We start from the raw sequence: 22,838 nt of genomic DNA, 5'->3' as shown, positions 1-22,838 counted from the left end.
GAGTGACCATGCTGCAGCCGGCAATACGCCTGGCAACCCTGCTCCTTTTCCTGTTCGCCGGCGGTTCCGCCCTGGCGGCCACGGTGCCGGAAAAGAGTCCAAACGACGACAACCAGTACCGGTTTATTGAACTGCAGAATGAACTGCGGGTGATCCTGGTGTCGGACAGTGATGCCGACAAGGCAGCGGCCTCCATGAACGTAGCGGTGGGCAGCGGTGACGACCCCAAGGACCGCGAGGGGCTCTCCCATTTTCTCGAACACATGCTGTTCCTGGGCACCGAAAAATACCCGGACCCGGGCGAGTACCAGCAGTTCATCAAGAGCCACGGCGGACAGCACAACGCCTTCACGGCTTTCCAGGACACCAATTACTTCTTCGACATCCAGGCCGAGTTTCTTGAGCCCGCTCTGGATCGCTTTGCCCAGCAGTTCGCCGCGCCGCTGTTCACTGCCGAACTGGTGGACCGGGAACGCAATGCGGTGCACTCGGAATTTAGTTCGAAGCAGAAGGACGATGGCCGGCGCTTCTACTCAGTCAAGAAAGCCGTCAGCAATCCCGACCACGCCTTCAACCAGTTTGCGGTAGGAAACCTGAGCACGCTTGAAAACACCGAGGACAACCCGCTGCGCCCGGACCTGATCGAGTTCTGGAAGCAGCATTATTCCTCTAACCTGATGACGCTGGCGGTGTACGGCCCGCAATCACTGGATCAACTGGAGGCCATGGTTCGGAGTCGCTTTGACGCCATCGAAAACCGCAACCTGGAGGCCAAACGTCACCGCCCGGCTCTGTATCAAAGCGAAGACCTGCCTGCCAAGGTGACGGTAGAGGCGCTGAAGGATGTGCGCAGCCTGACCCTGACCTTCCCGATTCCGTCCCAGCAGGACAAGTACCGGACCAAGCCCGCCAGCTACGTGGCCAACCTGCTGGGGCATGAAGGACCGGGCAGCCTGTTCGACGTGCTCAAGCGCGCCGGCCTTGCCGACAGCCTGTCTGCGGGCCTGGGCATGGATACCGGCGAAAACGCCACTCTGGAGATCAACATTGCCCTGACACCGGAGGGTCTCGAGCGCCAGGACGCCCTTCTGCCCCTGGTGTTCGATTACATTGAAAAGATCCGGACCAAAGGCATCAGCGAGCAGCGTTTCCGGGAAATGCAGAACCTGGCCCGCCTCGATTTCCGCTTTCGCGAGGAAGGCAGCCCGATCAGCGAGGTAACGCGCCTCTCCAGTTACCTGCAGGAGTACCCGCCCGAAGATATCCTGCGCGCCCCCTGGCTGCTGGAGCGCTATGCGCCTGAGCAGTATCGGGAAATCCTGGACCGGCTGGTGCCATCCAACCTGCTGGCGTTTGTCCTGGCCCCGGAACCCGGCCTGGACAATCCCAACCGCACCCAGTGGTACGAGGCGGCCTGGTCCATCGAGCAGCTGGACAGCCAGGCCCTGACAACCCAGAGCCTGCCTGCACTCGCAGAGCAGCTTCGCCTGCCCGAACCCAACCCGTTTGTTCCTGAAGACCTGGAAATGGTGGCTGGCGCCACCATGGATAAGCCGGCCAAACTCGGTTCGATAGAAGGCATGGACGTGTGGTTTGCCAGAGATACCCGGTTTGAAACCCCGAAGGCAAACGTGTTTGTTGGCCTTCGAAGCCCGGCCACCAGAGCATCGGCCAGAAGCTACGTGCTTACCCAGTTGCTGGTAGACAGTATCAACGCCAACCTCAACGCCTGGGCCTATTCCGCCAGCCTGGCCGGGCTGGATTACAGCGTTTACCCGCATCTGCGGGGCATCACCGTGCGCGTAGGCGGCTACAACGACAAACTGCACACGTTGATGAACCGCATCCTCCTGCAGCTGGCCAAGCCGGAGCTGACCGAGCAACGGTTCCGGATTGCCCGGCAGAATCTGATCGACAGCCTTCAGAACAAGGCCAAAGACCGGCCGGTGGAACAGACCTCCGAGTTTATCCAGAGCGCCCTGATCGAAGGCGTCTGGAATACTGACGACAAACTGCAGGCGGCGCAGCATGTCACCTTCGATGAGCTGGTGTCGTTCTCCGAGGAAGTGTTGTCCCAGGTGGATCCGGTGATGCTGGCCCACGGCAATCTTACCCGCGCGTCTGCCCTGAACCTGGCCCGCCAGGTTAACGCCCTTGTGCTGCGCGACAGCGAGCTGATCACCGTGGAGCGCAGCCGGGTGCGCCAACTGCCGGAGCGCGAAACCCGGGTCTCCCTCACCGTTGACCATCCGGACACCGGGTACACGCTGTATATGCAGGGTGATAACACCAGCTTCCGGGAACGGGCCCGTTTCCGGTTGCTGGCACAGATCATCAGCAGTCCCTTCTACGAGGCCATCCGCACCAACCGGCAGCTGGGCTACATCGTGTACGCAACGCCGTTCGAAATGCTGGAAACCCCGGCCCTGGGCTTCGTGGTCCAGTCACCCTCGGCCTCGCCAGAGGAGATCGACCAGGCCGTGCAGGCCTTCGCCGCCGAGTTTGAGCAAAGCCTGACGGCAATGACAGACGCGGGGCTGGCGCGGGAGAAACAGGCCGTGATCAGCAGCCTGCTGGAGAAAGATCGACAACTCGGGGAAATTTCCAACCGCTACTGGCAGGAGATCGACCGCGGCGAAACCGGGTTCAACTCGCGCGCACAACTGGCGGATGCTGTTCGGCAGGTGGGCCGCCAGGAACTCCTGACCACCTTCCGGGAGGCTGTGCAGGCAAGACTTCAGGCACTGCGGGTGGTGACCGGGGGCGAAGGCCTGAACGAAGACAAGGCCCTGAGCCAGCTGTTGGAGCTGCCACCGGTACCGGCGGGCTAACCGGCAACGCCCATCCCGAGGAATCGTTGCCAGTCCTCGGGTTCATCCACATCCCAGCGGGGCTCAAGCAAACAGTAGCTGAGCCCCGCTTTATCCAGGCGCTCGGAAGTTTGCTCAAGCACCTTCGGAGTGCCCCATTCGATGCCTTCAAGCATCCCCGCAATCACGCGGGAGGCGCCAATCAGCACATAACCGCCATCGTCCGAGGGACCCAGCACCACATCGTGATCCGCCAGGCAGGCTATGGCCTTGCGGGCGTAGTCCGGATCCACCGACGGACAGTCACTGCCCACGATCACAGCGCGGTCACATTCTGAGAGCGCTTCGCTCAGGCCGTTGTACATACGCGCGCCAAGATCGCCGCCCTGCTGGACGCCCTGGGCCAGGCCCGCCCCCTCAATCTCTTCGAGAATCGGCAGCGCCTCACTCCGTTCGCCGGGCTCACTTCCGGGCTCCCTGTCCCACCATACTTCCACCGGATACCCCGTGGTGCACAGATTATCCAGGACCGCCAGGGTCAGCTGAACATGGGCCTCAAGAGCGCCAGCGGCACCAAGCTCCGGCATCAGCCGGGTCTTGACCCGGCCCGCTTCCGGCCATTTGGCAAACTGGAGGAACACCGCCGAACAGGGACTACTCTGGGGCATGACGAACATCCGATCGATAGACTTGGGCCAGACTCTCCGGCGACTCGCCACGCCAGTAACGCCAGCGCAGACGCCACATGAGAAAAATCGTACGCCAGGCTCCGTGTTTCTGCCAGCGACGACTGTCGGTAACCACGGGCTCGCGGATACAGAAAGGCCGCGACACCAGGCACAGACGGCGGGAGAACTCCACATCCTCCATCAGCTGCAGCGCCGCAAAACCGGCCAGTGCCTCGAACACATCACGACGCACGAACAGGGCCTGATCGCCGGTGCAGATTCCGGTCAGGCGGGAGCGTTGGTTCATGAACCAGGCAATCACCCGAAATAACGGCCGCGTGCCACTCAGCCGCACATCGAACCGGCCCCAGGCCCGGCGGGATTCAAAGAAGGCCGTCAATTGCTCCAGGGCACTGGGGGGCAGGCGCGTGTCCGCATGCAGGAACAGCAGAAGATCGCCCCTCGCCACAGCCGCACCGGCGTTCATTTGCACCGCCCGGCCCTTATCGGACTGAAGCAGCCGATCGCAGAGGGGCCGGGCACGTTCGGCGGTACCGTCGCAGCTGCCGGCATCCACCACAATCACCTCATGGCCCCGGGCACGGACGGGCGCCAGGGCCTCAAGCGTGTCCACCACGGAGGCGGCTTCCATCCACACCGGCACGATCACACTTAACGAGAAAGCTTCGGACAAAACACACTCCGGGAAAGTCACCGAAACAGGGATGAACCTTGAGCCCCACGGTTCAGACCGCTATCATACCGCCCTTCTCGCGGTTTTGCCCCCGTAGCTCATCTGGATAGAGCGTCCCCCTCCTAAGGGGAAGGTAGCAGGTTCGAGTCCTGCCGGGGGTACCATCCCTCCAAACCGACGCCCCCTTCGACGACCGCTTCCATTTGACCCTATAGTTACTACAGGGTTTAAAACGTTGCCATCGCTGATTTTCCACGGGGTAACCATGCACGACCACAATCACGACCACCGCCATCATTTCGATACCCACAACCGCTCGTTCGCCCTCGCGGTTGTTCTCAACACCCTGTTCGTGGTGATTGAAGCGGTTTACGGTGTACTGTCCGGATCACTGGCCCTGGTGGCGGATGCCGGCCACAACCTGAGTGACGTAATGGGGCTGATCATGGCGTGGCTGGCAAGCTGGCTCGCCAGCAAGGCGGCGACCTACAGCCGGACCTACGGGCTCAAGAAAACCACCATCCTCGCCGCGCTGTTCAACGCCCTGTTCCTGATTGCCGCCGTGGGCGGCATTACCTGGGAGGCCATCCAGCGGCTGAGCAATCCGGCGGACGTGGCGGGCCTGACGGTGATCGTTGTTGCCGGTATCGGCGTTGTCATCAACGGCGCTACCATGCTCCTGTTCATCAAGGGGCAGAAAGGCGACATCAACATTCGAGGGGCTTTCCTGCACATGGCGGCGGATACCGCGGTCTCCGTGGGGGTGGTGATTTCCGGTATTATCCTGATGTCCACCGGCATCACCTGGATTGATCCGGTGGTCAGCCTGGTGATTGCCGCCGTGATCTTCGTGGGCACCTGGCAGTTGCTCAAGGACTCGGTCAAGCTTGCGGTGGATGCCGTGCCCAAGGGCATTGATCCCGCCACTGTCCAGGAGCGCCTCGAAAACCTGCCGGGCATTCAGTCGGTCCATCACCTGCATATCTGGCCCCTGAGCACCACCGAAGCGGCACTGACAGTCCATCTGGTGAAGCCAGACCCGGCCGATGACGACCAGGTTCTGGAGACGGCCTCAGCCATGTTGCGTCAGGAGTTCGATATTGATCACACCACCATCCAGTGGGAGCGCAACGGCAGCGGGTGTCCCAGTGGTACCCATTGTTGATGTTGATCCCGATGCGCCGGCCCGGGCCAGGGGCAATCCGGCTGGAGCTGAGACTTTTGATAGGCTACCTTCGTGGCTTGATGAATTGATGGACAAAGCATGACAGCCCTCGACTACCTGTTGCCGTACGATTTTTCGCCCATCACCGTCCTCTCATTCGGGCTGGTGCTGGTGCTGTACGGCGTGGCGCTGATTCGAATGCCCGAAACCGAGCGCCCCGGTTCCGGGCGGATTGTCACCTTTGTTCTGGGCGTGTTGCTCTGCTACGCGGTGATGCAGACCCGGTTCGACTACTACTCCCAGTACATGTTCTTCGTGCATCGCGCCCAGCATCTGGTACTGCACCATCTGGGGCCGATCCTGATCGCCCTCTCCAACCCGCTTCCAATCCTGCGCTTCTGGTCCCGGCGCATACCCGGCCCGGCCTTACCCTGGCTTCGGCCTCTGGGCTTGGCCTACCAATGGCTGCAGCACCCGGTTGTCGCGCCGGTGCTGTTTGTGGGGCTGATCTACTTCTGGCTGTGGCCACCGATTCACTTCGATGCCATGCTCAGCCGCTCACTCTACTGGGTGATGAACTGGAGCATGCTGCTGGACGGCCTGCTGTTCTGGTGGCTGATTTTTGATCCCCGCTCGCCGACCGTTACCCGCGCCCTGGGCCACGGCAAACGCATCCTCATCCTCGCCCTGGTGGCCATTCCCCAGATGATCCTGGGCGCCATGATCGTGTTCTCGCGAACCATGGTTTACGACGTCTACGAGGTGTGCGGCCGGGCCTGGCCCATGGCGCCGGAAACCGACCAACTCTTCGGCGGCCTGCTCACCTGGATACCGCCAGCGATGATGAGCATCCTGGGTATTCTGATCATTCTGAGACGGGCCATGTACGAGGATGACAGGTACAACTCGCTGGCCGCGCGACAACCGGAGATCACACGATGACGGCAGGAAGCATCCGCAGATACGCGCTAAGCCTGTGGCTGACAGCGGCCATGGCCGCACTGGTGACCCTGGCTGGCTGTTCCGACTCTGCCCGGAGCTGGAACGCCAAGGACATCAGCGGACTGATGCCTGATCTGGAATTCCAGCTGGTGAACAGCGAGGGAGAACCGGTCACTGCCGCCGATTCCGCCGGCGAGATTCGCCTGCTGTTCTTCGGATTCACGTCCTGTCCGGACGTCTGCCCTACCACCCTGCAGAAAGTCACACAGGCCACCGAGGGCCTGCCTGACCCGGTTCGAAAAGACGTACAGACACTGTTCGTGAGTGTCGACCCGCAACGGGATACACCAGAGCGGCTGCAAGAGTACGTGAATTTTTTCGGGGACCGGATTCAGGGGCTCACCGGCACCGAGCCGCAGCTGCGGGAACTGGCAAAGCGCTACCGGACCACCTTTGGCTACGATGAACCGGACGCCGAGGGCAACTACATGGTGTCCCATAGTAGCGCCGTGTACGTGTTCGACCGGGACGGTACGGCACGCCTGCTGATCCGGCCAGATGCCAGCGCCCATGAGATTCGCGAGGATCTGGAGTTGCTGGCAGCCGAAGGCTAGCCCTGCTCGTATTCGCGCACCAGCTCGTTGAGAAAATAAAGGCCTGCCGAACTCAGGAAGCAGCGGTCCGCCCCTGCCCTGAACAGCAGGTTCCGTTTCTCCAGATAATCCAGCGCCTCTGTCATTCCCTTCTCAAACCGGGCCGCCCTGAGGATGTCCTGGTATTCCTCATCGGCGGCCAGCGCCGAGAGGTCCTGCCCGTTCAAACCGGCATCGGCCCGCCCCAGGTACTCCAGGTCCCGGCCGCTGCGGGCAAAGTAGCGGCCGATCAGCAGCAACACCACCTGCACCCGGAAGGCGTTTTCATCGTGTTCCTCGCTCTCGTCGTCGCTGCTTTCCTTGAGAAAGAAGAAGGCGCCGGTTTCGTTGAACACCAGCTCGCTGCCCAGGTGCTCGTAGAAGGTCCGGAAATGCGAGAGGTGGTTGTACAACAGGTTGTAGAGCGGATTGGCCCGCAGTTCCGAGCGATTGTTGTCCCACACGTCCCGCACGATCACACGGCCGGTCTGGAACTCGCGATAAACGGCCGCGCTGTGTGCGGGCAGGATCCCGTCGAAGCTGGAAGATTTTGGTGCCTCCGGGCTGCTCTCCAACTCCACGGTTTCAGAAAATTCAGGCATGATCTGGCTCTTGTTTCGATTCGGTACGGTCGGTTTCAAGTCGACGTTTTCGGTACACAAACTGCTCGCCTTCCGGCGCCTGTTCCAGGGTTCGGAAGCGGTTGGTAGTGATCACCTGTAGCCCTTCCGGTGGCCCATTCACCAGTCGGTTCAGGGCCGCCAGCAAATCCGGGAAACGATAGCCAGGAATAAAGCCGTCCAGCCGACCGTGGAGCTCCCGCACCAGGTCCGCCGTGGGCCGCAATTCCAGGGTTTCCAGCCATCGGTACAGCTGGTTGATGCGTTGGACATCGATGCGGCTTTCCCGGCCACTGCCAGCCACTTCCTCAAGCATCGGCACTTCGGCTTTGCGACGCAGGTCGCTCAGGCGCAGATCGAGCTCGCTGAACAACAGCTGGTAGTAGCTGGACGACTCGCCAAAGGCATAGTGCTTGGGCCGCTGCTGCGCCCGCAGGCCTACCAGGAACCCGGTGCCGCGGGCAAAGTCGCCGCCCTCCAGCCATTTACGACGCAGGCTCAGAGTTTCGGTGTCATCCTTCAAGGTCCGCAGTTTGCCGTAGAAGTGTTCCATGGCGTTGTACTGGGCCATGCCCCGGCGGGTCTTGCGCAGGAAGTGCTCCACCTCCTGAGCCACCGCCTGAATGGGCTTGTACAGGGCGTTCAGGCTGATGGAAGAACGGAACAACTGGTCCGCCAGGCTGTGGTCGTCGTGGCTTTCCAGCAGGCGCACCATGGCTTCCAGGGTTTCGAACAGGTTACTGCCATCGGGCAGCCGGGTGTCCGGGTTCAGGAACACCAGCGTGGGTTTGATGTGCCGCTCGTAGAGGGTCACGATCTGCTCGAACAGGTTCTGGCGGAACTCCAGGTACTTCTCCGGTGCCCGGCTGGCATCGCCGGACAGGTCCGCCAACTGGGCGCTGATGGTCTGCATACGGAGCACGTTCTGGCGCAGCAGGCCGATCAGCTGGCTGACCCGCTCGTTGAGATCGTCCCGCAGTTCGGTATAGTCCGGGTCCGTATCGCTGAAACTGCTGGTTTCCAGGCGGTTGCGAACGTCTCGCAGGGTCACCAGGTGGCCACGCAGGCGAGCGTCGGTCAGCTCCTGGTAGAGCGAGGCGTTGCAGGCCCGCATAAGGTTGATCAGGGCGTCCTGCAACACCAGGCGGCGCTCGCCCTCGGCCTTGATGATGTCGATGATCAAGCCGCCGCGAAACAGGTTGTCGGTGTTCAGCGCCAGCCGTACTCGTTCCCGGTCGGCCCTGCCGAGGCTACGGGTGTAGTCCATCACCTCGGCCACCAGATCGCTTTCGCGGATGTACCGGGCTTCGTTGCGGTCCATGCGCTCGATCAGCCGGAACAGGATCTTCGGGTGCTCGAACAACAGTCGGGTGGTGTCCAGGGTGCTGAAGCGTTTACTCATCCACCGGCTCCAGCAGGCTGTTCTGGGTCTGATCTGCCCAGTGGCTCAGGGCCTCGCCGCCGGTAAAGCCTTCGGCGCCGCCCCAGAACACCAGCGTACGTTCCTTACTGTAGGGCCGCGCGGTGCGCATCTGCCCCACTTCCAGATGCCGGCCAATCAGGTAGATGACTTCGGCACTGGCACTGTGGGTGGCTGCCGAGAACAGGTTGAAGCCTTGCTTGCGTAATCGCTCCAACAAAGACGGCATCTGGCTGATATCCACGCTCGCCAATTCATCAAGCACCATGGGGAACGATAGCTGCACGCCCGGGTACAGCACCCGCTTGAGCAACCGGTACACCAGTTCCAGATTGATGAGGGCGGTGGTGGAGGTGGACTGGCCCTTCTTGTCCAGGTTGGCGGCGTTTTCCTTGCGGGTGCGGTAGGAAATACCGGTGATCACCTTGTCCATGGTCAGACGCTTGCTGCCGCCCTGCTCTCCGAAGAAATCCGCTACAAACACCCGCAGGCGATCGTAGAAGGCGTCGGACTGCAACTGGTTGCCATACGGGTCGATGTTGTTGGCTTCTTCCACCAGGTTGCGGAATTTCGGGTCGGTGTGAATATCCACCCGGATTTCGACCAGATCATTGATGCGCACCCCGTCCAGCTCCCGGTTGAGCTGGGCTTCAAAGCGGGCAATGTGTTCGTGGTTGGATTTCAGGGCCTGGCGGTAGCTGGCCACGGTTTCGTTGTGAATGGCCACCTGCTCTTGCAGCACCCGCCAGCGCTCGGCCATGCCAGCAAACAGGTCCGCAAGGCTTTTGAAGGTTTCGCGGATCACCGAGGTCGCCGGGCTGTCCTTCTGCAGTTCCCCCTCTCCGTCCTCGTGAATACCCAGGTATACGAACTGGCGAAGGTGGTCGAGGATGTTGCGGCGGCGCTCTTCGAGATCGTCCAACTGGGTTTGCAGGTCGTCGAAGGCGGCGGCCGATACGCGCTCGATGTCCAGCTGCTGCTCCGCTTCCACCGTTTTCAGGTGCGGGAACCGATGCTCCACGGTGCCAACGCTCTTGCTGAGGGCCGCCAGCTCGCGCTCCCGCTCCTCAATGCGGTCTTTTTCAGCCTTGGCTTTTGCCGCTTTCTGCTGCACCGCCTCCTGCTTCTCCTGCTCCAGCCGGGCCTGCTCGTCCAGCTTCACCAGCTGCTCTTCCGCGGCCTGCTTTTCCTCGGTGGCATCTCGCAGTGTGGTGGCCGCCGCCGGGTAGCGCTGGAGCGTTTCCAGGTCTTTTTCGATGGCGCGGATTTCCTTCTCTGTGCGCTCAATCAGCCGTGGCCGGTCGTGTTCCTGATTCGCGGTATCGGCCAGTTCCGAGCGCTCTTTCTCAAGCCCGTTCAACTCGCCTTCGATGTGCTGACGCTGCTCGGCAAAGTTGGTGTGCCGGGCCGGCTGGCCCTGGTACTCGGTATCAAACCAGTCAAAACCGCGCTCGTTGGGCGCAAACAGGCGGGCGAAGGCTTCAATGGTTGCCTTGCTGTCCGAATCCAGATCCTGGCCCGGGCTGGCCATCATCAGCCTCGGGTCGACAGCCCGAAGGGGCGCAGCAGTGGCTTCATCCAGCTGGTTCTGTAACTGCCATTGCTGTTTGCTTTCCCGGTCTTTCAGGCTTTCAAGCTGACGCTCCAGATCCTGCTTCTTGCGCTGAATCTGCTCCAGGCGAATCTCGGCCTGGGCGGCGCTCTTCAGGGCGGCCAGGTGGCCTTTCTTGCTTTCCAGTTCCTCGTTCTGGATCTCCGCGATCTCCTGGAGCGTCATATCGCCATACTGCGAGACCAGCAGTTCGCCGTCTTTCTGGTTCTGCTCCGCCTGTTTGATGCGTCGTTCGGCGGAGCGGATCTCCCCCTTCAAACCACTGGCTTCCTGTTCCAGCTTCTTCAGGGTCTGCAACACATGGCGCAGGGTGTCGTTCTGTTCGTTGTAGGCTTCGAGCGCCACCCGGCGTTTGGCCGCAATGTCGGCCAGTGCGGAAGTCACGCCATCGCGGAAGGCGGCGAACTCGTGCTGGCTGTACAGCAGGGTCTGGTAAGCCTGGTAGTCCCGGTTCAGCTTCTCGAACCGGGACCGCTCTTTCTCGATGCGGTTGAGCTGGCTTTGCTGCTCTTTGAGCTGATCGTGGCGATTCAGGAAATCGTCAATATTGAAATCGAAGGCGTCGTCGGCAAATTTCTTGTCCGCCTCGATGATGCTGGCCACGGCATTGGCCATGGCCTGGTCGTCGGCCTTCATTTCGAACAGCAGCAGAATCAGAGTGCGCAGGGACTGCACGCGGCGATCATCGGACTCGCCCAGGGGCAACACGGAATAGCGCACCGCGTCCGCGTTCATCAGCTCGCTGCTGTAGAGCATGGCTTTCAGTTTGGCCGGGTCGTTGACCAGTCGGGTGTCCCTGGAGAGCTTCTTCAGCGCCTCCGACAGCCGGCTGAATGAGAGTTCCGGCACCGCCTGGCCAATGCCGTCCTCGTCATCGCCGTTCCAGAACAACGGCCGAAGCTGGTCGTAGCTCACAGGCACAAAGGCCCGGCCATAGCTGAGCTGGCTGGCGTTGTCCCGGTACAGGATCTGGCAATGGGTGCCCGCCGGATTTTCCGCTTCCATAATCAGGAAGCTGAACTGGCTGGGGAAATAGTGCTGATAGCTTTCCTCGTTGGTGTAGAAACTGCCGGCGCTGGCATTGCGGAAGGCGAATTTCTTGCGGCTGTTCTTGAAGTTGTTTTCCGGGAGCAGGAACAGGCGCAGGGAATTGAGCAGGCTCGATTTGCCAAGGTTGCCGGGGCCCAGGATCAAGCCGTGGTTGTCCACCGGAATTTCCACGTAACAGAAGCCGGCGGAGTCCACCAGCACCAGGCGGCGAATGCCGAAGGTAAAGGTGCTCGCGTTCGCCTGGGTATCACTCATCCAGAATCATCTCCTGTTCCATGATTTTACCGGTAGCCCGAAAGACTTGCATCAGCGGGTGCAAAACCGAAATCTTCCGCCACTGACAGGGCTTTTGTAAACCTTGCGTTCATACCTTGGTAAACTTGCGCAAAAGTCTACAGCGTGAGGCAGATGATGTCCCTGAAATACCGAGTGATCCCCGTGACCCCCTTCGAACAGAACTGCACCCTGCTCTGGTGCACGGAAACCATGAAGGCAGCCGTGGTGGACCCAGGCGGTAATCTGGAACGCATTCGGGCTGCCGTAAAGGAAGAAGGTGTCACGCTGGAAAAAATTCTCCTGACCCATGCCCACATTGACCACGCAGGCGGCACGGCGGAGCTTGCCAAGGCCTCGGGCTTGCCCATCGAGGGGCCGCATCGCGAAGATGATTTCTGGATCCAGGGTCTGGCCATGCAGGCGCAGATGTTCGGGTTCCCGGCGCCAGAGATTTTCACGCCGAGCCGGTGGCTTGAGGACGGCGACACCGTCACCGTGGGCAATGAGGTTCTCGAGGTACTGCATTGCCCTGGCCACACGCCGGGCCACGTGGTGTTTTTCCATCGCGCCTCAAAACTGGCCCAGGTAGGCGATGTGCTGTTCAACGGTTCCATTGGCCGCACGGATTTCCCAAGAGGCGACTACAACACCCTGATCCGGTCCATCCGGGAAAAGCTCTTCGCCCTTGGCGACGATGTGCAGTTCATCTGCGGCCATGGGCCCATGTCCACATTCGGTCGGGAACGGCAAACCAACCCGTTCGTTTCCGACCACCGGGGCTGACGCGCCCAAACCGTCCTCCAACCTGGCCTGAAATCTGCATCACCTTCGGCAGAACCCGAATGTGCAACGCAGATTTCCCAGTCGCCGCAATCCGGCGCGCCGAAGGAGGAAAGCCATCCATGTCCCTACTGACGTCCCTGATCCGGGCAAGCACCCAGTTCCAGCAGGCCATGGAAAAACGCCAGGCTTCGGCCACTGGCCATGAGACCGCGCCGGACAAGGCTCGAGGCGCAAAGGTAGAGGCTGAGCCCTCACCCGGCGATGACCGATTCACGCCCTCGGAAAACAGCCAGACGGACCTGGCTCGGCTGAAAGCACGCAGGCTGGCGATGGCCGACTACAAGCAAACGGTGGGGCAGGACCTTGCCTTTGTTCGGGAAACACTGCGGCACAAACTTGCCGAGTACAACCTGCCGCCGGCAACTGCCCTGAGCGTAGCGAAGAACGATTCCGGCAGCATTGCGGTGGAAGGAAACGTTCCGGATAAAGCCCGGGGCCTGATCGAGAACGACCTCAACGTGAACCGGAGTTTCCGAGAGGCCTTCAACCGGCTGAGCATGAATGAACCCACGCTCCATTTCATGGACAACGCGCTCAAACTGAACCAGGCCTACGGCGTCAACAACCCGCTTCTGGACACCCTGATCAGCGAGAACGAACAGTTCAACGGGTTGCAGGACCTGGTGCACCGCTACGACACCCTGCGCCGCACCGCCGGCGCGGAACAGTTGGAAGCCGCGGGCAACGCCCGAAGCTACGCGTTCAACCTGAACGCCCGGGCCTGATCGGCTGGCTCACACCTCGAAGGGTGCCGGATCGCCCTTGCCAACCCGGGTGACCACCGGCACGTCCCCGGTGAAGTCCACCACCGTGGTGGCCTCCAGACCACAGAAACCGCCATCGATGATCAGATCCAGCTCGTGTTCCAGGGTATCCCGGATCTCGTAGGGATCGGTCATCGGTTCGGTTTCACCGGGCAGGATAAGCGTACTGCTCATGATCGGCTCGCCCAGTTCGCCCAACAATTCCTGGACAATGGCGTTATCCGGCACCCGAACGCCGACAGACCGACGCTTCGGATGCAGCAGCCGCCGAGGTACTTCGCTGGTCGCATCCAGAATGAACGTGTAGGGCCCCGGCGTGAAATTCTTCAGCAGCCGGTACTGGGTGTTGTCCACCTTGGCATACACCCCAATGTCCGAAAGATCCCGGCACACGAGCGTGAAGTTGTGCTTGTCGTCCAGCCGACGAATCCGCTTGATCCGATCGGCCGCCTGCTTGTCCCCCAGGTGACACCCGATGGCATAGGCGGAATCCGTGGGATACACAATCACCCCGCCCCGCCGCAGGATATCCACCGCCTGATTGATCAAACGCTTCTGCGGCGTCTCCGGGTGAATCTGGAAAAACTGACTCATCAACCCTCTCCCTGAGCGGTGCGCGCCGCCATCGCCGGATCCTTCTTGGACCCGCCCATACAATTCGGAGACTCCGGCGCCGCCTGCCCGGTCGCCTGCCACTCCTCCGGCGAATACAGATGCAGAGCCAGCGCATGCACCGGCCCGGCCAGTTCCTCGGCAAGCACCTTGTAAATCGCCTGATGCCGCCGAACCTTCATCTGCCCCTCAAACTCCGGCGACACCAGGGTCACCTTGAAATGGGTTTCCGAATTCGGCGGCACGCTGTGCTTGTGGCTCTCGTTCTCCACCTGAAGCACCTGCGCGTCAAACTCATCGCTCAATTTGGTTTCAATGGCGTTCTGGATTTTCATGTCTTGATACTCCTGCCTCTTCTTCATCAGCCACTCGGCGAATTGCACTTGGCCAGAAGCGGGTGTGAAGATGGCCGTCCCAAAAGTGTGTGTTGCCATGGATGGCAACACCAAGCCCCCATGGATGGGTTCACGGCGTCTTTTGGGACGGCCATCTTCACAGCCGCCTCCCCCAACGCTTTCAGTCTACTACACATACCGCCACCACCCGAACCTTGACACCACAAAGCCAAAGCGCCACATTCCCATCCCGATTCACCAACACCCAAACCCCATGCACCTCTACATCGCCGAAAAACCAAGCCTCGGCCGCGCCATCGCCGCCGCCCTACCCGGCCCGCACCAGAAAGGCCAGGGCTGGATCCGCTGTGGCGACGGGGAGAACGCGGCTACGGTGAGCTGGTGTATCGGCCATCTCCTGGAACCCGCCGAACCGGCCCGCTACAACCCGGCCTGGAAGAAATGGCGGCAGGAGGACCTGCCCATGTTCCCGGACCAATGGCAGGTCATGCCCAAGGACAGCGTGCGCCAGCAGCTCAAGGTGCTTGAATCGCTGATTCGCCAGGCCCAGACCATCGTGCACGCAGGCGACCCGGACCGAGAAGGCCAGCTCCTGGTGGACGAAGTGCTCCGTTATTTCGGGGCCAGCGTCCCGGTGCAGCGGATACTGATCAACGACCTCACGCCAGCGGCTGTGGCCCGCGCCATCCAGAGCCCGCGCGATAACCGGGAATTCCGGCGCCTGTCCCACTCTGCCCTGGCCCGCCAGCGGGCAGACTGGTTATACGGCCTCAACCTCACACGCTTTTACACCCTCAGCTATCAGCAACAGGGCGAGCAAGGCGTCTACTCTGTTGGCCGGGTACAAACCCCGGTGCTCGGACTGGTGGTGGAGCGGGACAATACCATCGAACACTTCCAGCCCAAGCCCTACTTTCGCATCGAGGGTAGGTTTCGGGCTCAGGAAGAAGAGGCCGACGCGCAGCCGTTCAGCGCCCGATGGCTGCCAGACGAGCAGTTCCGCGAACATCTGGACGAGGAAAACCGGATGCTCAGCCGGGAAGTCGCTGATCAGATTGCCGAGACTATCAAGAGCCGGCCCGGCACCATTACTGAATCCCGCTTCCGGGATCGCCCCGAAGCGCCGCCCCTGCCCTTGTCGCTGTCGGCCCTGCAGATTGAAGCGGGGCGACTGTTTCGAATGGGCGCCAAAGAGGTACTGGATACCGCCCAGAATCTCTACGAACGCCACCAGTTGATCACTTACCCCCGATCCGATTGCCGATACTTGCCGGAGGGCCATTACAGTCAACGCGAACAAGTGGTCGGCGCCATCGCACGGGTTGCGCCAGCCCTGAGTGACGCCTGCCAGGCAGCAGACTTTGACCGGAAAACCACCGCCTGGAACGACAAGCAGGTGGATGCCCACCACGCCATCATCCCGACCACCCGGCCCTCCGCCAACGGCAAACTGACCCTGGCCGAGGAAAACATCTATGGCCTGATCAGCCGCTACTATCTGATGCAGTTTTCCGCCGATGCCATACACCGGGAAGGCAGGCTGACCCTGCGCGTGGCCGATCATCAGTTCCGGGCCACAGAAACCGCCGTGCTGTTGCCAGGGTGGAAGGCGCTGGAGCTGAAACTCCGCGAACAGCGCTCCGAGCCCGACAAGGCGCCGCTTCCAAGACTGGAGAAGGGCGAACCGGTGTTCTGCGAGGACAGCCTGGTATCGGAACGCAAGACCCAGCCTCCCCAGCATTTTACCGACGCCACCCTGTTGTCAGCCATGACCAACATCGCCCGCTTTGTGAGCGATGCGGAGCTGAGAAAAACTCTAAGGGAAACCGATGGCCTGGGCACCGAGGCTACGCGGGCGGCCATCATCGATACCCTGTTCAAGCGGGATTACCTCTACCGGGACAGTCGGCACATCCGGGCCACCGACAAGGGCAAGGCCCTCATCGGCGCCCTGCCGGAATCGGTCAGCAAGCCCGACCGCACCGCCGTCTGGGAAGCCACACTCGAAACCATCCGGCGTGGCGAGGGCGATCCAAGGCAATTTCTTGACTCGCTCAAGCAGGAGATCCGGACGCTGATGGACCGTCCGGAGGGTCAGGCTGCTGATCCTTCAGGGGCCCCGGGCGACCTCGCCGAGACGTCTTCCCCCCACTGCCCGAAATGCCGGGCACCCATGCGCGAGCGGGACGGCAAATTCGGGCGATTTCATGCCTGTACACGCTATCCGCAATGTCGCGGCACCCGCCCACTGGAAGAAACTCGTCCCGAAGACGGAACCGGCCAGAAACCAGTACCCTGCCCCCACTGCTTCTCGCCCCTGGTGAGGCGCCAGGGGAAAAAAGGTTGGTTCTGGGGCTGCAGTAATTTTCCTGCCTGCCGACAAACAGTTGATGATGACAACGGCAGGCCGGCCCTGCGTTTACGCAAGACTACATAACGAAACTGAACCCGGATCCACATTTTGTGATAATTCGCCGACGCATTCTTATCCTGGAGACGGTCGATGCGCATTGCTCTGCTTGAAGACGAAACCGAACAGGCACAGCACATTCAGGCAATATTGTCTGAGCGTGGTCACCACTGTGACAGTTTTCCAACCGGCCAGAATTTTCTGAGCGCCGTTTTGCACAGAAGTTACGACCTGCTGATCCTCGACTGGCAGATACCAGACATGACCGGCATCGACGTTCTCGAGAATGTGCGAGCGCAGCTGAACTGGCCGATTCCGGTCTTGTTCCTGACTCAGCGAGACAGCGAGACCGATATCGTTCGGGCCCTGGACGCTGGCGCCGATGACTACCTTGCGAAACCGGCGCGGGCCGCCGAACTGGTTGCCAGAATCAATGCGCTGGCCAGACGCTCCAATCCCGACAGCGACAAGGAAGTGCTGCGCTACGGCCCTTTCGAAATCAACACCCAGCAGCGCACCATTACCTTACACGGCACACAACTGACCCTTACCGACAAGGACTTCGACCTGACCCTGTTCCTGTTCCAGAACCAGGGACGGCTGTTGACCCGGGAAATGCTTCTTGAGCGGGTCTGGGGATTGGCCAGGGATATCAACACACGCACTGTGGACACCCACATGAGCCGGCTGCGTCGGAGGCTGGGTCTAAACCCGGAAAACGGATTTCGAATCAAGACCATCTATCAGCGCGGCTACCGCCTGGAGGCGATGAAAACGCCGGCTCCCACAGCCGAGGACGGGGATCTTCAGAAGGCAGCCAATGACTGACCGCTCCACCGGGCTGTTTGCCCTGCTGCTCTCCGCCCTCATGGCACTGGGATCGGCACCTGCAGGCGCCGAGCTTTCCGTTACCCGTGGGTCAGCGGGACAGGCGGATAATGCCTCCGCCAACCAGATGCCTGAGTGGATCTACACGCTCCGTCCGGGCGAGAGCTTTCGGGAGGTGGCCGACGAGTTGCTCGCTACCGGTTACACCGGCGCGCGACTGCTGCAGTACAACAGAATCAGTAATGGAGCCGCCCTGGCTGCCGGCGACAGCGTTCGCATTCCGCTCTCCTGGCTGAAACGCCAACCGCAGCCCGCCAAAGCAACCTCCGTGTCCGGCACGGTTCAGTTAATCTCCGCCAGCACCGGGCGGAAGATGCCGCTGGACGAAAACACCCTGATCCGGGTGGGTGACGAGATCCTGTCAGCGTCCGGTACGGCAACGGTGGAACTGGCGGACGGCTCCGAGGTCCGGATTTCCCCCAACTCCCGACTCATCTTCAATCGCCTGACCCAGTACGGCAAGGCCGGCATGGTGGACACCCGACTGAGGCTCGACCGTGGCGAAGTCCACACCCGCGTAAAGCCGGTTATGGACGGCGGTGCCCGTTTTGAGATCGAAACACCCTCAGCCGTGGCCGCTGTGAGAGGCACTGTTTTCGCACTACAGACATCGAACACTGGCAGCAGTCTGCAGGTAACGGAAGGCACCGTCGATTTCGGCGCGCCCGGCAAGGTTCGCCGAATCCCGGCGGGCTACGGAGCCAGTCTGTCCACTGGTGACCGGGGTGGATTGAGCATCCGGCGGCTGCCACCGGCCCCTCAGATCAACCCCCTGCCCGCCACGCTCACCAGCCTGCCGTCGACGATGACTTGGCAGGATAGCCGGGCACCAAGGCACCGTATCGATATTTTCGAGACCGAGACCGGTCGTTGGGTGGAAAGCCGCACAACCGCCGCAAACTCGTTCGATATCGGGCTTCTGGACAACGGCAGTTACGAAATCCATCTGGCCGCACTGGACAACAGCGGCATTGCCGGTATGCCCGGCGTGGTGCCGGTAGAGGTGGATCTGCAGGCTCGCGCCGCAAGCCTCGTGGCGCCGACCGATGGTGAAACCGTGAACGACGACATGCCAGAGTTCCGCTGGCAACTCAAGGGCCAGAACGAAGTCGCCCGGGTCGAAATTGCAGAGGATCAGAATTTCAGCAACCTGATCACCACCAGCGAGTGGGCCCCCGAAAACTCTGCTCTGCCATCACGTCCTTTAGGGCCGGGCAAATATTACTGGCGGGTGGTTACCGAAGCCGGCGGTAACTCTGTGGCCACCACCGAAGCGCGCACTCTGGTGGTAAACGGCAGCCTGCCGCCCGTTCGAATTATCAGCGTGAACTACATCGACAGCCAGGTACGGGTATTCTGGGAAAAAGTGGACACCGCCACGGACTACCGGCTGCAGCTCTCTGAGGAGCCAGGATTTAACAACATCATCAAGGAAGCGACGCTCTCTGATACCACCGCAGCCTTGCGTCTGATTCCCGGAAGGCGGTATTTTGTGCGCCTGAAAGCTCTTTCTGATGGCCCTCTGGAAAGCCGCTGGGGACCCGGGAGGGAATTGTACCTGGAATAAACCGTTGATCGACCGAAACACACAGCAGGACTCATGAACCGGGATTGGCTGCCAATACGAACAACTCCCTGGACCCTGGGCCTGATCCTGCTGATGCTTGTGCTGCTGGTTCAGATCAGCGCCCTGCCGCAACGCCTGGACTTCTGGCTTTATGACCAGGCCATAACCTCTGCCCCTCCCCGAGTCTCAGACGACGTGGTGCTGGTAACCATTGACGAGCGAAGTCTGGGTCATCTTGGGCGCTGGCCCTGGCCGAGGAACCTGCATGCGGAGCTGGTCTCGAAACTCCATCAGGCCGGCGCCAAGACCATCGTGTTCGATATCCTGTTTTCCGAGCCCTCCCCCGACGACGCATTACTGGCAAAGGCGATGAGGCGGCACGGCAATGTCTTCCTTCCGGTTTACCTGTCGCCGCCGACCTCCCATTATCTCCTGCAGGAACAACTGCCTGTAGACCCGCTCGCCGGTGCTGCTGCCGGCCTGGGCCACGCTCATGTGGAGCTGGACAGTGACGGCGTGGCCCGCGGCCTGTATCTGTACAACGGAATGGGTCAGAAGCTTTGGCCCAGCCTTTCTCTGGCGGTGACCGGCGCCGAGCCGGACCAGGCATCAACGGTGGATGCGCCTGCCTATGTGAACGTCCGATCCGGATATCGAGCCGTTCCCCTTGCCGGAGGCGCGGGCTCCATTCCCGCCTATTCCTATTCGGAAGTTCTCAACCAGGCACCGGCACCGGAACTCTTCCGGGGTAAAACGGTGTTCGTCGGTGCCACCGCCGCCGGCTTCGGTGACATTCTGCCCACCCCGTTCTCCGGGTTGAGCCGGCCCATGTCAGGGGTCGAGTTTCACGCCAATGTGTTCTCTGCCCATCAACTGGGACTGCTGATCCGCACGGCTCCACCCTGGGCCGCCGCCCTGCTTACAGCCCTGACCATCCTGGTGTTGGCAGCGGTATTGCCCAGGATGCGGCCGGCACGCACCCTACTCGCCTGCGGCGCGGCGGCGCTTCTGCTCCTCGGTCTGTTTCTGTTCGGCCTGTTCAGGCTGGGCTGGTGGCTTCCGGTAGCCAACGCACTGCTGGTTCCCCTGCTGGCCCTGCCCGTTTCCAGTGGCCTACGACTGGCCATGACCAACCGCTTTCTGAACCGGCAGCTCGATGATCTTGCGAGAAGCCCCCAGGTCTCCCTCCCTGCACCAGCCGGGCGCCACCCGACCCAACTCCTGGAGCATTTCCGGGCTCTGCTGAGACCGGAAGGTTGGCTGCTCATGGAAGAGAACGACCTGCTCGCAGCCAAGGGGCTGGTCCCGGCTGACATCCCGGCTGATCTGACACCAGGCTACTGGCACCACGACAGCAACCGCAGCTGGATCCAGCTGTTACGGGGTGGCACGCGCTACCAACTGGGCCTGTTATTGGCGAACGATCTTGGTCGTGAGGCTATCCAACGCTACCTTCGCAGGCTGCGCCTTGAGGATCCGGCACTGACATCGCACGCGTCCAGGCCAAGGGAAAACATCTCAGCCCGGATCGAGCGGGTTCGTCTCGCCACCGAGCGACTCAATCACATGCAGGAGTTCATTCGCCGCAGCTTCGAGCGAATGCCGGATGGCATTATCGTGACCGACGAGCTGGGCGTCATTCGTTTCGCCAATGGCCACATTGAGGAATGGTTCCAGGAGCCGATGCCGAGCCTCGGTGGCCTGCCGCTGGTGAAACTGCTGGAGGGCCACGACCCCAGGGAGACACCGCCCTGGCATGAAACCGTATCCGACACCCTGACCCTCCAGCAGAGCCGCACAGTGGACCTGAAAATTCGCCACAAGGACTTTCTCATTCATTTTGCGCCCTTCTCCCTGCCGGATGGTGATCAGCAAGGCATCATTGCCAACATCTCCGACATCTCGGAACTCCGGGAGCAGCAGCGACAGCACCGGGAGGCGATCGACTTTATCTCCCATGATGTGCGCTCACCCCTGGTATCTCAGCTTGCGCTGATCGAACAACTGAAGCGTGATCCGAGCCACATTGATCAGGAACAGCTGGACCAGTTGGGTCGACTGGCGCGGCGAAGCTATCATCTGGCCGAGGAGTTTGTTCAGTTGGCCCGTGCCGAACAATTAACCGAAACCCGTTTTTATGAATGCGAGTTTCTGTCCATCGTGGAAAACGCTCGCGATAGCGTCAGTGAACAGGGCGTTGAGAAGCAGATCCAGATCCAGCTCCATGGCTCCGAAGATCTCTGGCTGAAGGGTAACGCCGAACTGCTGGAGAGAGCTGTCATTAACCTGCTGACTAACGCCATCCAGTACAGCCCGGAAGCGTCTACCGTGAGCATTCAGGTATTCCGGGCCGGCCACCAGGCCTGCCTGACCATCGCCGACGAGGGCAGCGGCATAGATCCAGACGAGCTACCGCACCTGTTTGATCGGTACCGACGCCAGAAGCGCACTGAGCTCGCCGGCATTCACGGCACCGGCCTGGGCCTGTCGTTCGTGAAAACGGTGGTTGAAAAGCATCGGGGAGAGATTTCGGTGGCATCGAGCCCGGGGCATGGATCGGCGTTTACGTTGAAACTGCCGATCGCAAACCCTCTTCAGTAAGGCAAGCCGACCTTCAGCCGGCCTTGAATCATGAACTGATCGATTTGCTGACGACGTCGGACGGGGCGCTGATAAGACCATTAATGTCCTGCACCTGAATGGTGAAGTACCAGGTTCCAGTGGCAAGGCCGCCGATCCGGTAGGACATGTCAGCCTCGGCCGCCGCATTTTCGACCACCACTTGCTTGGTCAAGTCATCCGCATCCTGACCGTAGCGAATGACATACTTGTCCAGCTCGCCCATTGGAATGCTCTCGCCATTCACCCGGGTCAGCGGCGCTGTCCAGCTCAGAGTCGCGGCCCCCTGCCCCCCGCCGCCGGAGCCTCCGCCACCGCAGCCGGTTAAAACGATCCCTACTATACACGCGGCAATCCATGCCTTTGACATTTTAATGACGCGCTTCATATGGATTTGGAACCAAAATGTCGTCGAATTTTAAAAATTTTACAAAACAGACCGGATTATCTATGTGAAGCCCGTCATTTCCCAAGTTACGAAATTGTCAATTTCTCGTCAGGAATCGGTAAGAAAGAAGGGGAAGTGCCTGAATTATTGGGCAAATTTTTGCCCGCAAAGGGCAGAACGGGGCGCTCGACATCATACGGAAGTTTTACGGGCGCACTGGACGTTGAGATTGCATCGGAAGGCGATGTCTGAAAACAAATAAAGCCCGCTTGAGCGGGCTTTATTTCATAAATGGTAGCGGGGGCTGGATTCGAACCAACGACCTTCGGGTTATGAGCCCGACGAGCTACCAGACTGCTCCACCCCGCATCAAACTTTGCATCTCTGCTTATCGCTGATTCCGGCAAAAGGCCGGGCTCATAAACCGAAGGTCGAGACTCCCTTCGGCTTTTGCGGAATTGGGAGCCCGATGAGCTACCAGACTGCTCCACCCCGCATCAAA

At 60.8% G+C, this 22,838-nt stretch carries 19 protein-coding genes and 2 tRNA genes; 12 read left to right on the top strand and 9 right to left on the bottom strand.

Annotated features, from left to right (window positions below):
* Positions 1-8 precede the first annotated feature (8 nt).
* Positions 9-2,831 carry an insulinase family protein gene (locus BM344_RS15770; protein WP_091992183.1) on the top strand — a complete coding sequence of 941 codons (2,823 nt, stop codon included), beginning with the start codon at positions 9-11 and terminating at the stop codon, positions 2,829-2,831.
* Here BM344_RS15770 and BM344_RS15765 read toward each other — a convergent pair.
* Complete coding sequence (locus tag BM344_RS15765; RefSeq protein WP_091992182.1) at positions 2,828-3,478, bottom strand: TIGR04282 family arsenosugar biosynthesis glycosyltransferase; 651 nt, start codon at positions 3,476-3,478, stop codon at positions 2,828-2,830. The genes BM344_RS15770 and BM344_RS15765 overlap by 4 nt on opposite strands.
* Complete coding sequence (locus tag BM344_RS15760) at positions 3,465-4,172, bottom strand: TIGR04283 family arsenosugar biosynthesis glycosyltransferase (protein ID WP_091992144.1); 708 nt, start codon at positions 4,170-4,172, stop codon at positions 3,465-3,467. Before BM344_RS15760 ends, BM344_RS15765 begins: the two co-directional genes overlap by 14 nt.
* A gap of 87 nt (positions 4,173-4,259) precedes the next feature.
* Between BM344_RS15760 and BM344_RS15755 the strand changes: the two genes are divergently transcribed.
* The 4 genes from BM344_RS15755 to BM344_RS15740 all read left to right on the top strand — a co-directional run bounded on the left by BM344_RS15755 (position 4,260) and on the right by BM344_RS15740 (position 6,893).
* Positions 4,260-4,336, top strand: a tRNA-Arg gene (locus BM344_RS15755).
* Between the two features lie 101 nt (positions 4,337-4,437).
* The gene (locus BM344_RS15750; RefSeq protein WP_091992143.1) at positions 4,438-5,337 is read left to right on the top strand and encodes a cation diffusion facilitator family transporter; all 900 of its coding nucleotides are present in this window, start codon (positions 4,438-4,440) and stop codon (positions 5,335-5,337) included.
* A gap of 99 nt (positions 5,338-5,436) precedes the next feature.
* Complete coding sequence (locus BM344_RS15745) at positions 5,437-6,279, top strand: cytochrome c oxidase assembly protein (protein WP_091992142.1); 843 nt, start codon at positions 5,437-5,439, stop codon at positions 6,277-6,279.
* The gene (locus BM344_RS15740; protein ID WP_407656870.1) at positions 6,276-6,893 is read left to right on the top strand and encodes an SCO family protein; all 618 of its coding nucleotides are present in this window, start codon (positions 6,276-6,278) and stop codon (positions 6,891-6,893) included. The genes BM344_RS15745 and BM344_RS15740 overlap by 4 nt, the downstream gene beginning before the upstream one ends.
* Here BM344_RS15740 and BM344_RS15735 read toward each other — a convergent pair.
* The 3 genes from BM344_RS15735 to BM344_RS15725 are packed head-to-tail and all read right to left on the bottom strand — an operon-like array spanning position 6,890 to position 11,868.
* Positions 6,890-7,513 carry a condensin complex protein MksE gene (locus BM344_RS15735; RefSeq protein WP_208603451.1) on the bottom strand — a complete coding sequence of 208 codons (624 nt, stop codon included), beginning with the start codon at positions 7,511-7,513 and terminating at the stop codon, positions 6,890-6,892. The two genes, BM344_RS15740 and BM344_RS15735, sit on opposite strands and share 4 nt — an antisense overlap.
* Entirely contained in the window at positions 7,506-8,933 is a 1,428-nt protein-coding gene (locus BM344_RS15730; protein ID WP_091992141.1) for a hypothetical protein, read from the bottom strand. Before BM344_RS15730 ends, BM344_RS15735 begins: the two co-directional genes overlap by 8 nt.
* A complete protein-coding gene (locus BM344_RS15725) occupies positions 8,926-11,868 on the bottom strand; it encodes a hypothetical protein (protein ID WP_091992140.1) in 2,943 nt (980 codons plus the stop codon). Before BM344_RS15725 ends, BM344_RS15730 begins: the two co-directional genes overlap by 8 nt.
* A 156-nt stretch (positions 11,869-12,024) precedes the next feature.
* Between BM344_RS15725 and BM344_RS15720 the strand changes: the two genes are divergently transcribed.
* Together BM344_RS15720 and BM344_RS15715 are read left to right on the top strand one after the other, a co-directional pair.
* Positions 12,025-12,672, top strand: coding sequence for an MBL fold metallo-hydrolase (locus tag BM344_RS15720; protein ID WP_091992139.1), 648 nt, complete (start codon positions 12,025-12,027; stop codon positions 12,670-12,672).
* Between the two features lie 119 nt (positions 12,673-12,791).
* On the top strand, positions 12,792-13,457 hold the full coding sequence (locus BM344_RS15715) for a hypothetical protein (protein ID WP_091992138.1): 666 nt from the start codon (positions 12,792-12,794) through the stop codon (positions 13,455-13,457).
* A gap of 9 nt (positions 13,458-13,466) precedes the next feature.
* Here the strand turns inward: BM344_RS15715 and BM344_RS15710 are convergent, their stop codons facing one another.
* Both BM344_RS15710 and BM344_RS15705 read right to left on the bottom strand, forming a co-directional pair.
* Positions 13,467-14,090 carry an L-threonylcarbamoyladenylate synthase gene (locus tag BM344_RS15710; protein ID WP_091992137.1) on the bottom strand — a complete coding sequence of 208 codons (624 nt, stop codon included), beginning with the start codon at positions 14,088-14,090 and terminating at the stop codon, positions 13,467-13,469.
* Positions 14,090-14,443, bottom strand: coding sequence for a BolA family protein (locus BM344_RS15705; protein WP_091992136.1), 354 nt, complete (start codon positions 14,441-14,443; stop codon positions 14,090-14,092). The genes BM344_RS15710 and BM344_RS15705 overlap by 1 nt, the downstream gene beginning before the upstream one ends.
* 274 nt (positions 14,444-14,717) lie before the next feature.
* On the opposite strand from BM344_RS15705, the gene BM344_RS15700 reads away from it, so the two are divergent.
* The 4 genes from BM344_RS15700 to BM344_RS15685 all read left to right on the top strand — a co-directional run bounded on the left by BM344_RS15700 (position 14,718) and on the right by BM344_RS15685 (position 21,930).
* The gene (locus tag BM344_RS15700) at positions 14,718-16,901 is read left to right on the top strand and encodes a DNA topoisomerase III (protein ID WP_091992135.1); all 2,184 of its coding nucleotides are present in this window, start codon (positions 14,718-14,720) and stop codon (positions 16,899-16,901) included.
* A 66-nt stretch (positions 16,902-16,967) separates the two neighbouring features.
* Entirely contained in the window at positions 16,968-17,702 is a 735-nt protein-coding gene (locus tag BM344_RS15695) for a response regulator transcription factor (RefSeq protein WP_091992134.1), read from the top strand.
* Positions 17,695-19,329, top strand: coding sequence for a FecR family protein (locus BM344_RS15690; protein ID WP_091992133.1), 1,635 nt, complete (start codon positions 17,695-17,697; stop codon positions 19,327-19,329). The genes BM344_RS15695 and BM344_RS15690 overlap by 8 nt, the downstream gene beginning before the upstream one ends.
* A 33-nt stretch (positions 19,330-19,362) precedes the next feature.
* Positions 19,363-21,930, top strand: coding sequence for a CHASE2 domain-containing protein (locus tag BM344_RS15685; RefSeq protein WP_091992132.1), 2,568 nt, complete (start codon positions 19,363-19,365; stop codon positions 21,928-21,930).
* Positions 21,931-21,958: 28 nt separating this feature from the next.
* Here BM344_RS15685 and BM344_RS17680 read toward each other — a convergent pair whose 3' ends face one another.
* Positions 21,959-22,336 (bottom strand): fibronectin type III domain-containing protein, encoded by a 378-nt coding sequence (locus BM344_RS17680; protein WP_228143660.1) that lies wholly within the window; start codon positions 22,334-22,336, stop codon positions 21,959-21,961.
* On the opposite strand from BM344_RS17680, the gene BM344_RS17520 reads away from it, so the two are divergent.
* A complete protein-coding gene (locus BM344_RS17520) occupies positions 22,337-22,588 on the top strand; it encodes a hypothetical protein (RefSeq protein WP_139229653.1) in 252 nt (83 codons plus the stop codon). It abuts the gene before it with no gap.
* Positions 22,589-22,628: 40 nt separating this feature from the next.
* Here the strand turns inward: BM344_RS17520 and BM344_RS15675 are convergent.
* Positions 22,629-22,705: transfer RNA gene (locus BM344_RS15675), tRNA-Met, on the bottom strand.
* Positions 22,706-22,838 lie beyond the last annotated feature (133 nt).

The sequence above is a fragment of the Marinobacter gudaonensis genome (assembly GCF_900115175.1).
In the GTDB taxonomy this organism is placed as follows: domain Bacteria; phylum Pseudomonadota; class Gammaproteobacteria; order Pseudomonadales; family Oleiphilaceae; genus Marinobacter; species Marinobacter gudaonensis.
Note: the sequence above shows the minus strand (reverse complement) of the source record. Positions and strands in the feature narration are given on the sequence as shown.

What these genes read in the sequence shown, in the direction of transcription:
- BM344_RS15770 (WP_091992183.1), top strand. Translation starts at nt 9, where the DNA reads ATGCTGCAGCCGGCAATACGCCTGGCAACCCTGCTCCTTTTCCTGTTC.
- BM344_RS15765 (WP_091992182.1), bottom strand. Translation starts at nt 3,478, where the DNA reads ATGCCCCAGAGTAGTCCCTGTTCGGCGGTGTTCCTCCAGTTTGCCAAA.
- BM344_RS15750 (WP_091992143.1), top strand. Translation starts at nt 4,438, where the DNA reads ATGCACGACCACAATCACGACCACCGCCATCATTTCGATACCCACAAC.
- BM344_RS15745 (WP_091992142.1), top strand. Translation starts at nt 5,437, where the DNA reads ATGACAGCCCTCGACTACCTGTTGCCGTACGATTTTTCGCCCATCACC.
- BM344_RS15740 (WP_407656870.1), top strand. Translation starts at nt 6,276, where the DNA reads ATGACGGCAGGAAGCATCCGCAGATACGCGCTAAGCCTGTGGCTGACA.
- BM344_RS15735 (WP_208603451.1), bottom strand. Translation starts at nt 7,513, where the DNA reads ATGCCTGAATTTTCTGAAACCGTGGAGTTGGAGAGCAGCCCGGAGGCA.
- BM344_RS15730 (WP_091992141.1), bottom strand. Translation starts at nt 8,933, where the DNA reads ATGAGTAAACGCTTCAGCACCCTGGACACCACCCGACTGTTGTTCGAG.
- BM344_RS15725 (WP_091992140.1), bottom strand. Translation starts at nt 11,868, where the DNA reads ATGAGTGATACCCAGGCGAACGCGAGCACCTTTACCTTCGGCATTCGC.
- BM344_RS15720 (WP_091992139.1), top strand. Translation starts at nt 12,025, where the DNA reads ATGTCCCTGAAATACCGAGTGATCCCCGTGACCCCCTTCGAACAGAAC.
- BM344_RS15715 (WP_091992138.1), top strand. Translation starts at nt 12,792, where the DNA reads ATGTCCCTACTGACGTCCCTGATCCGGGCAAGCACCCAGTTCCAGCAG.
- BM344_RS15710 (WP_091992137.1), bottom strand. Translation starts at nt 14,090, where the DNA reads ATGAGTCAGTTTTTCCAGATTCACCCGGAGACGCCGCAGAAGCGTTTG.
- BM344_RS15705 (WP_091992136.1), bottom strand. Translation starts at nt 14,443, where the DNA reads ATGAAAATCCAGAACGCCATTGAAACCAAATTGAGCGATGAGTTTGAC.
- BM344_RS15700 (WP_091992135.1), top strand. Translation starts at nt 14,718, where the DNA reads ATGCACCTCTACATCGCCGAAAAACCAAGCCTCGGCCGCGCCATCGCC.
- BM344_RS15695 (WP_091992134.1), top strand. Translation starts at nt 16,968, where the DNA reads ATGCGCATTGCTCTGCTTGAAGACGAAACCGAACAGGCACAGCACATT.
- BM344_RS15690 (WP_091992133.1), top strand. Translation starts at nt 17,695, where the DNA reads ATGACTGACCGCTCCACCGGGCTGTTTGCCCTGCTGCTCTCCGCCCTC.
- BM344_RS15685 (WP_091992132.1), top strand. Translation starts at nt 19,363, where the DNA reads ATGAACCGGGATTGGCTGCCAATACGAACAACTCCCTGGACCCTGGGC.
- BM344_RS17680 (WP_228143660.1), bottom strand. Translation starts at nt 22,336, where the DNA reads ATGAAGCGCGTCATTAAAATGTCAAAGGCATGGATTGCCGCGTGTATA.
- BM344_RS17520 (WP_139229653.1), top strand. Translation starts at nt 22,337, where the DNA reads ATGGATTTGGAACCAAAATGTCGTCGAATTTTAAAAATTTTACAAAAC.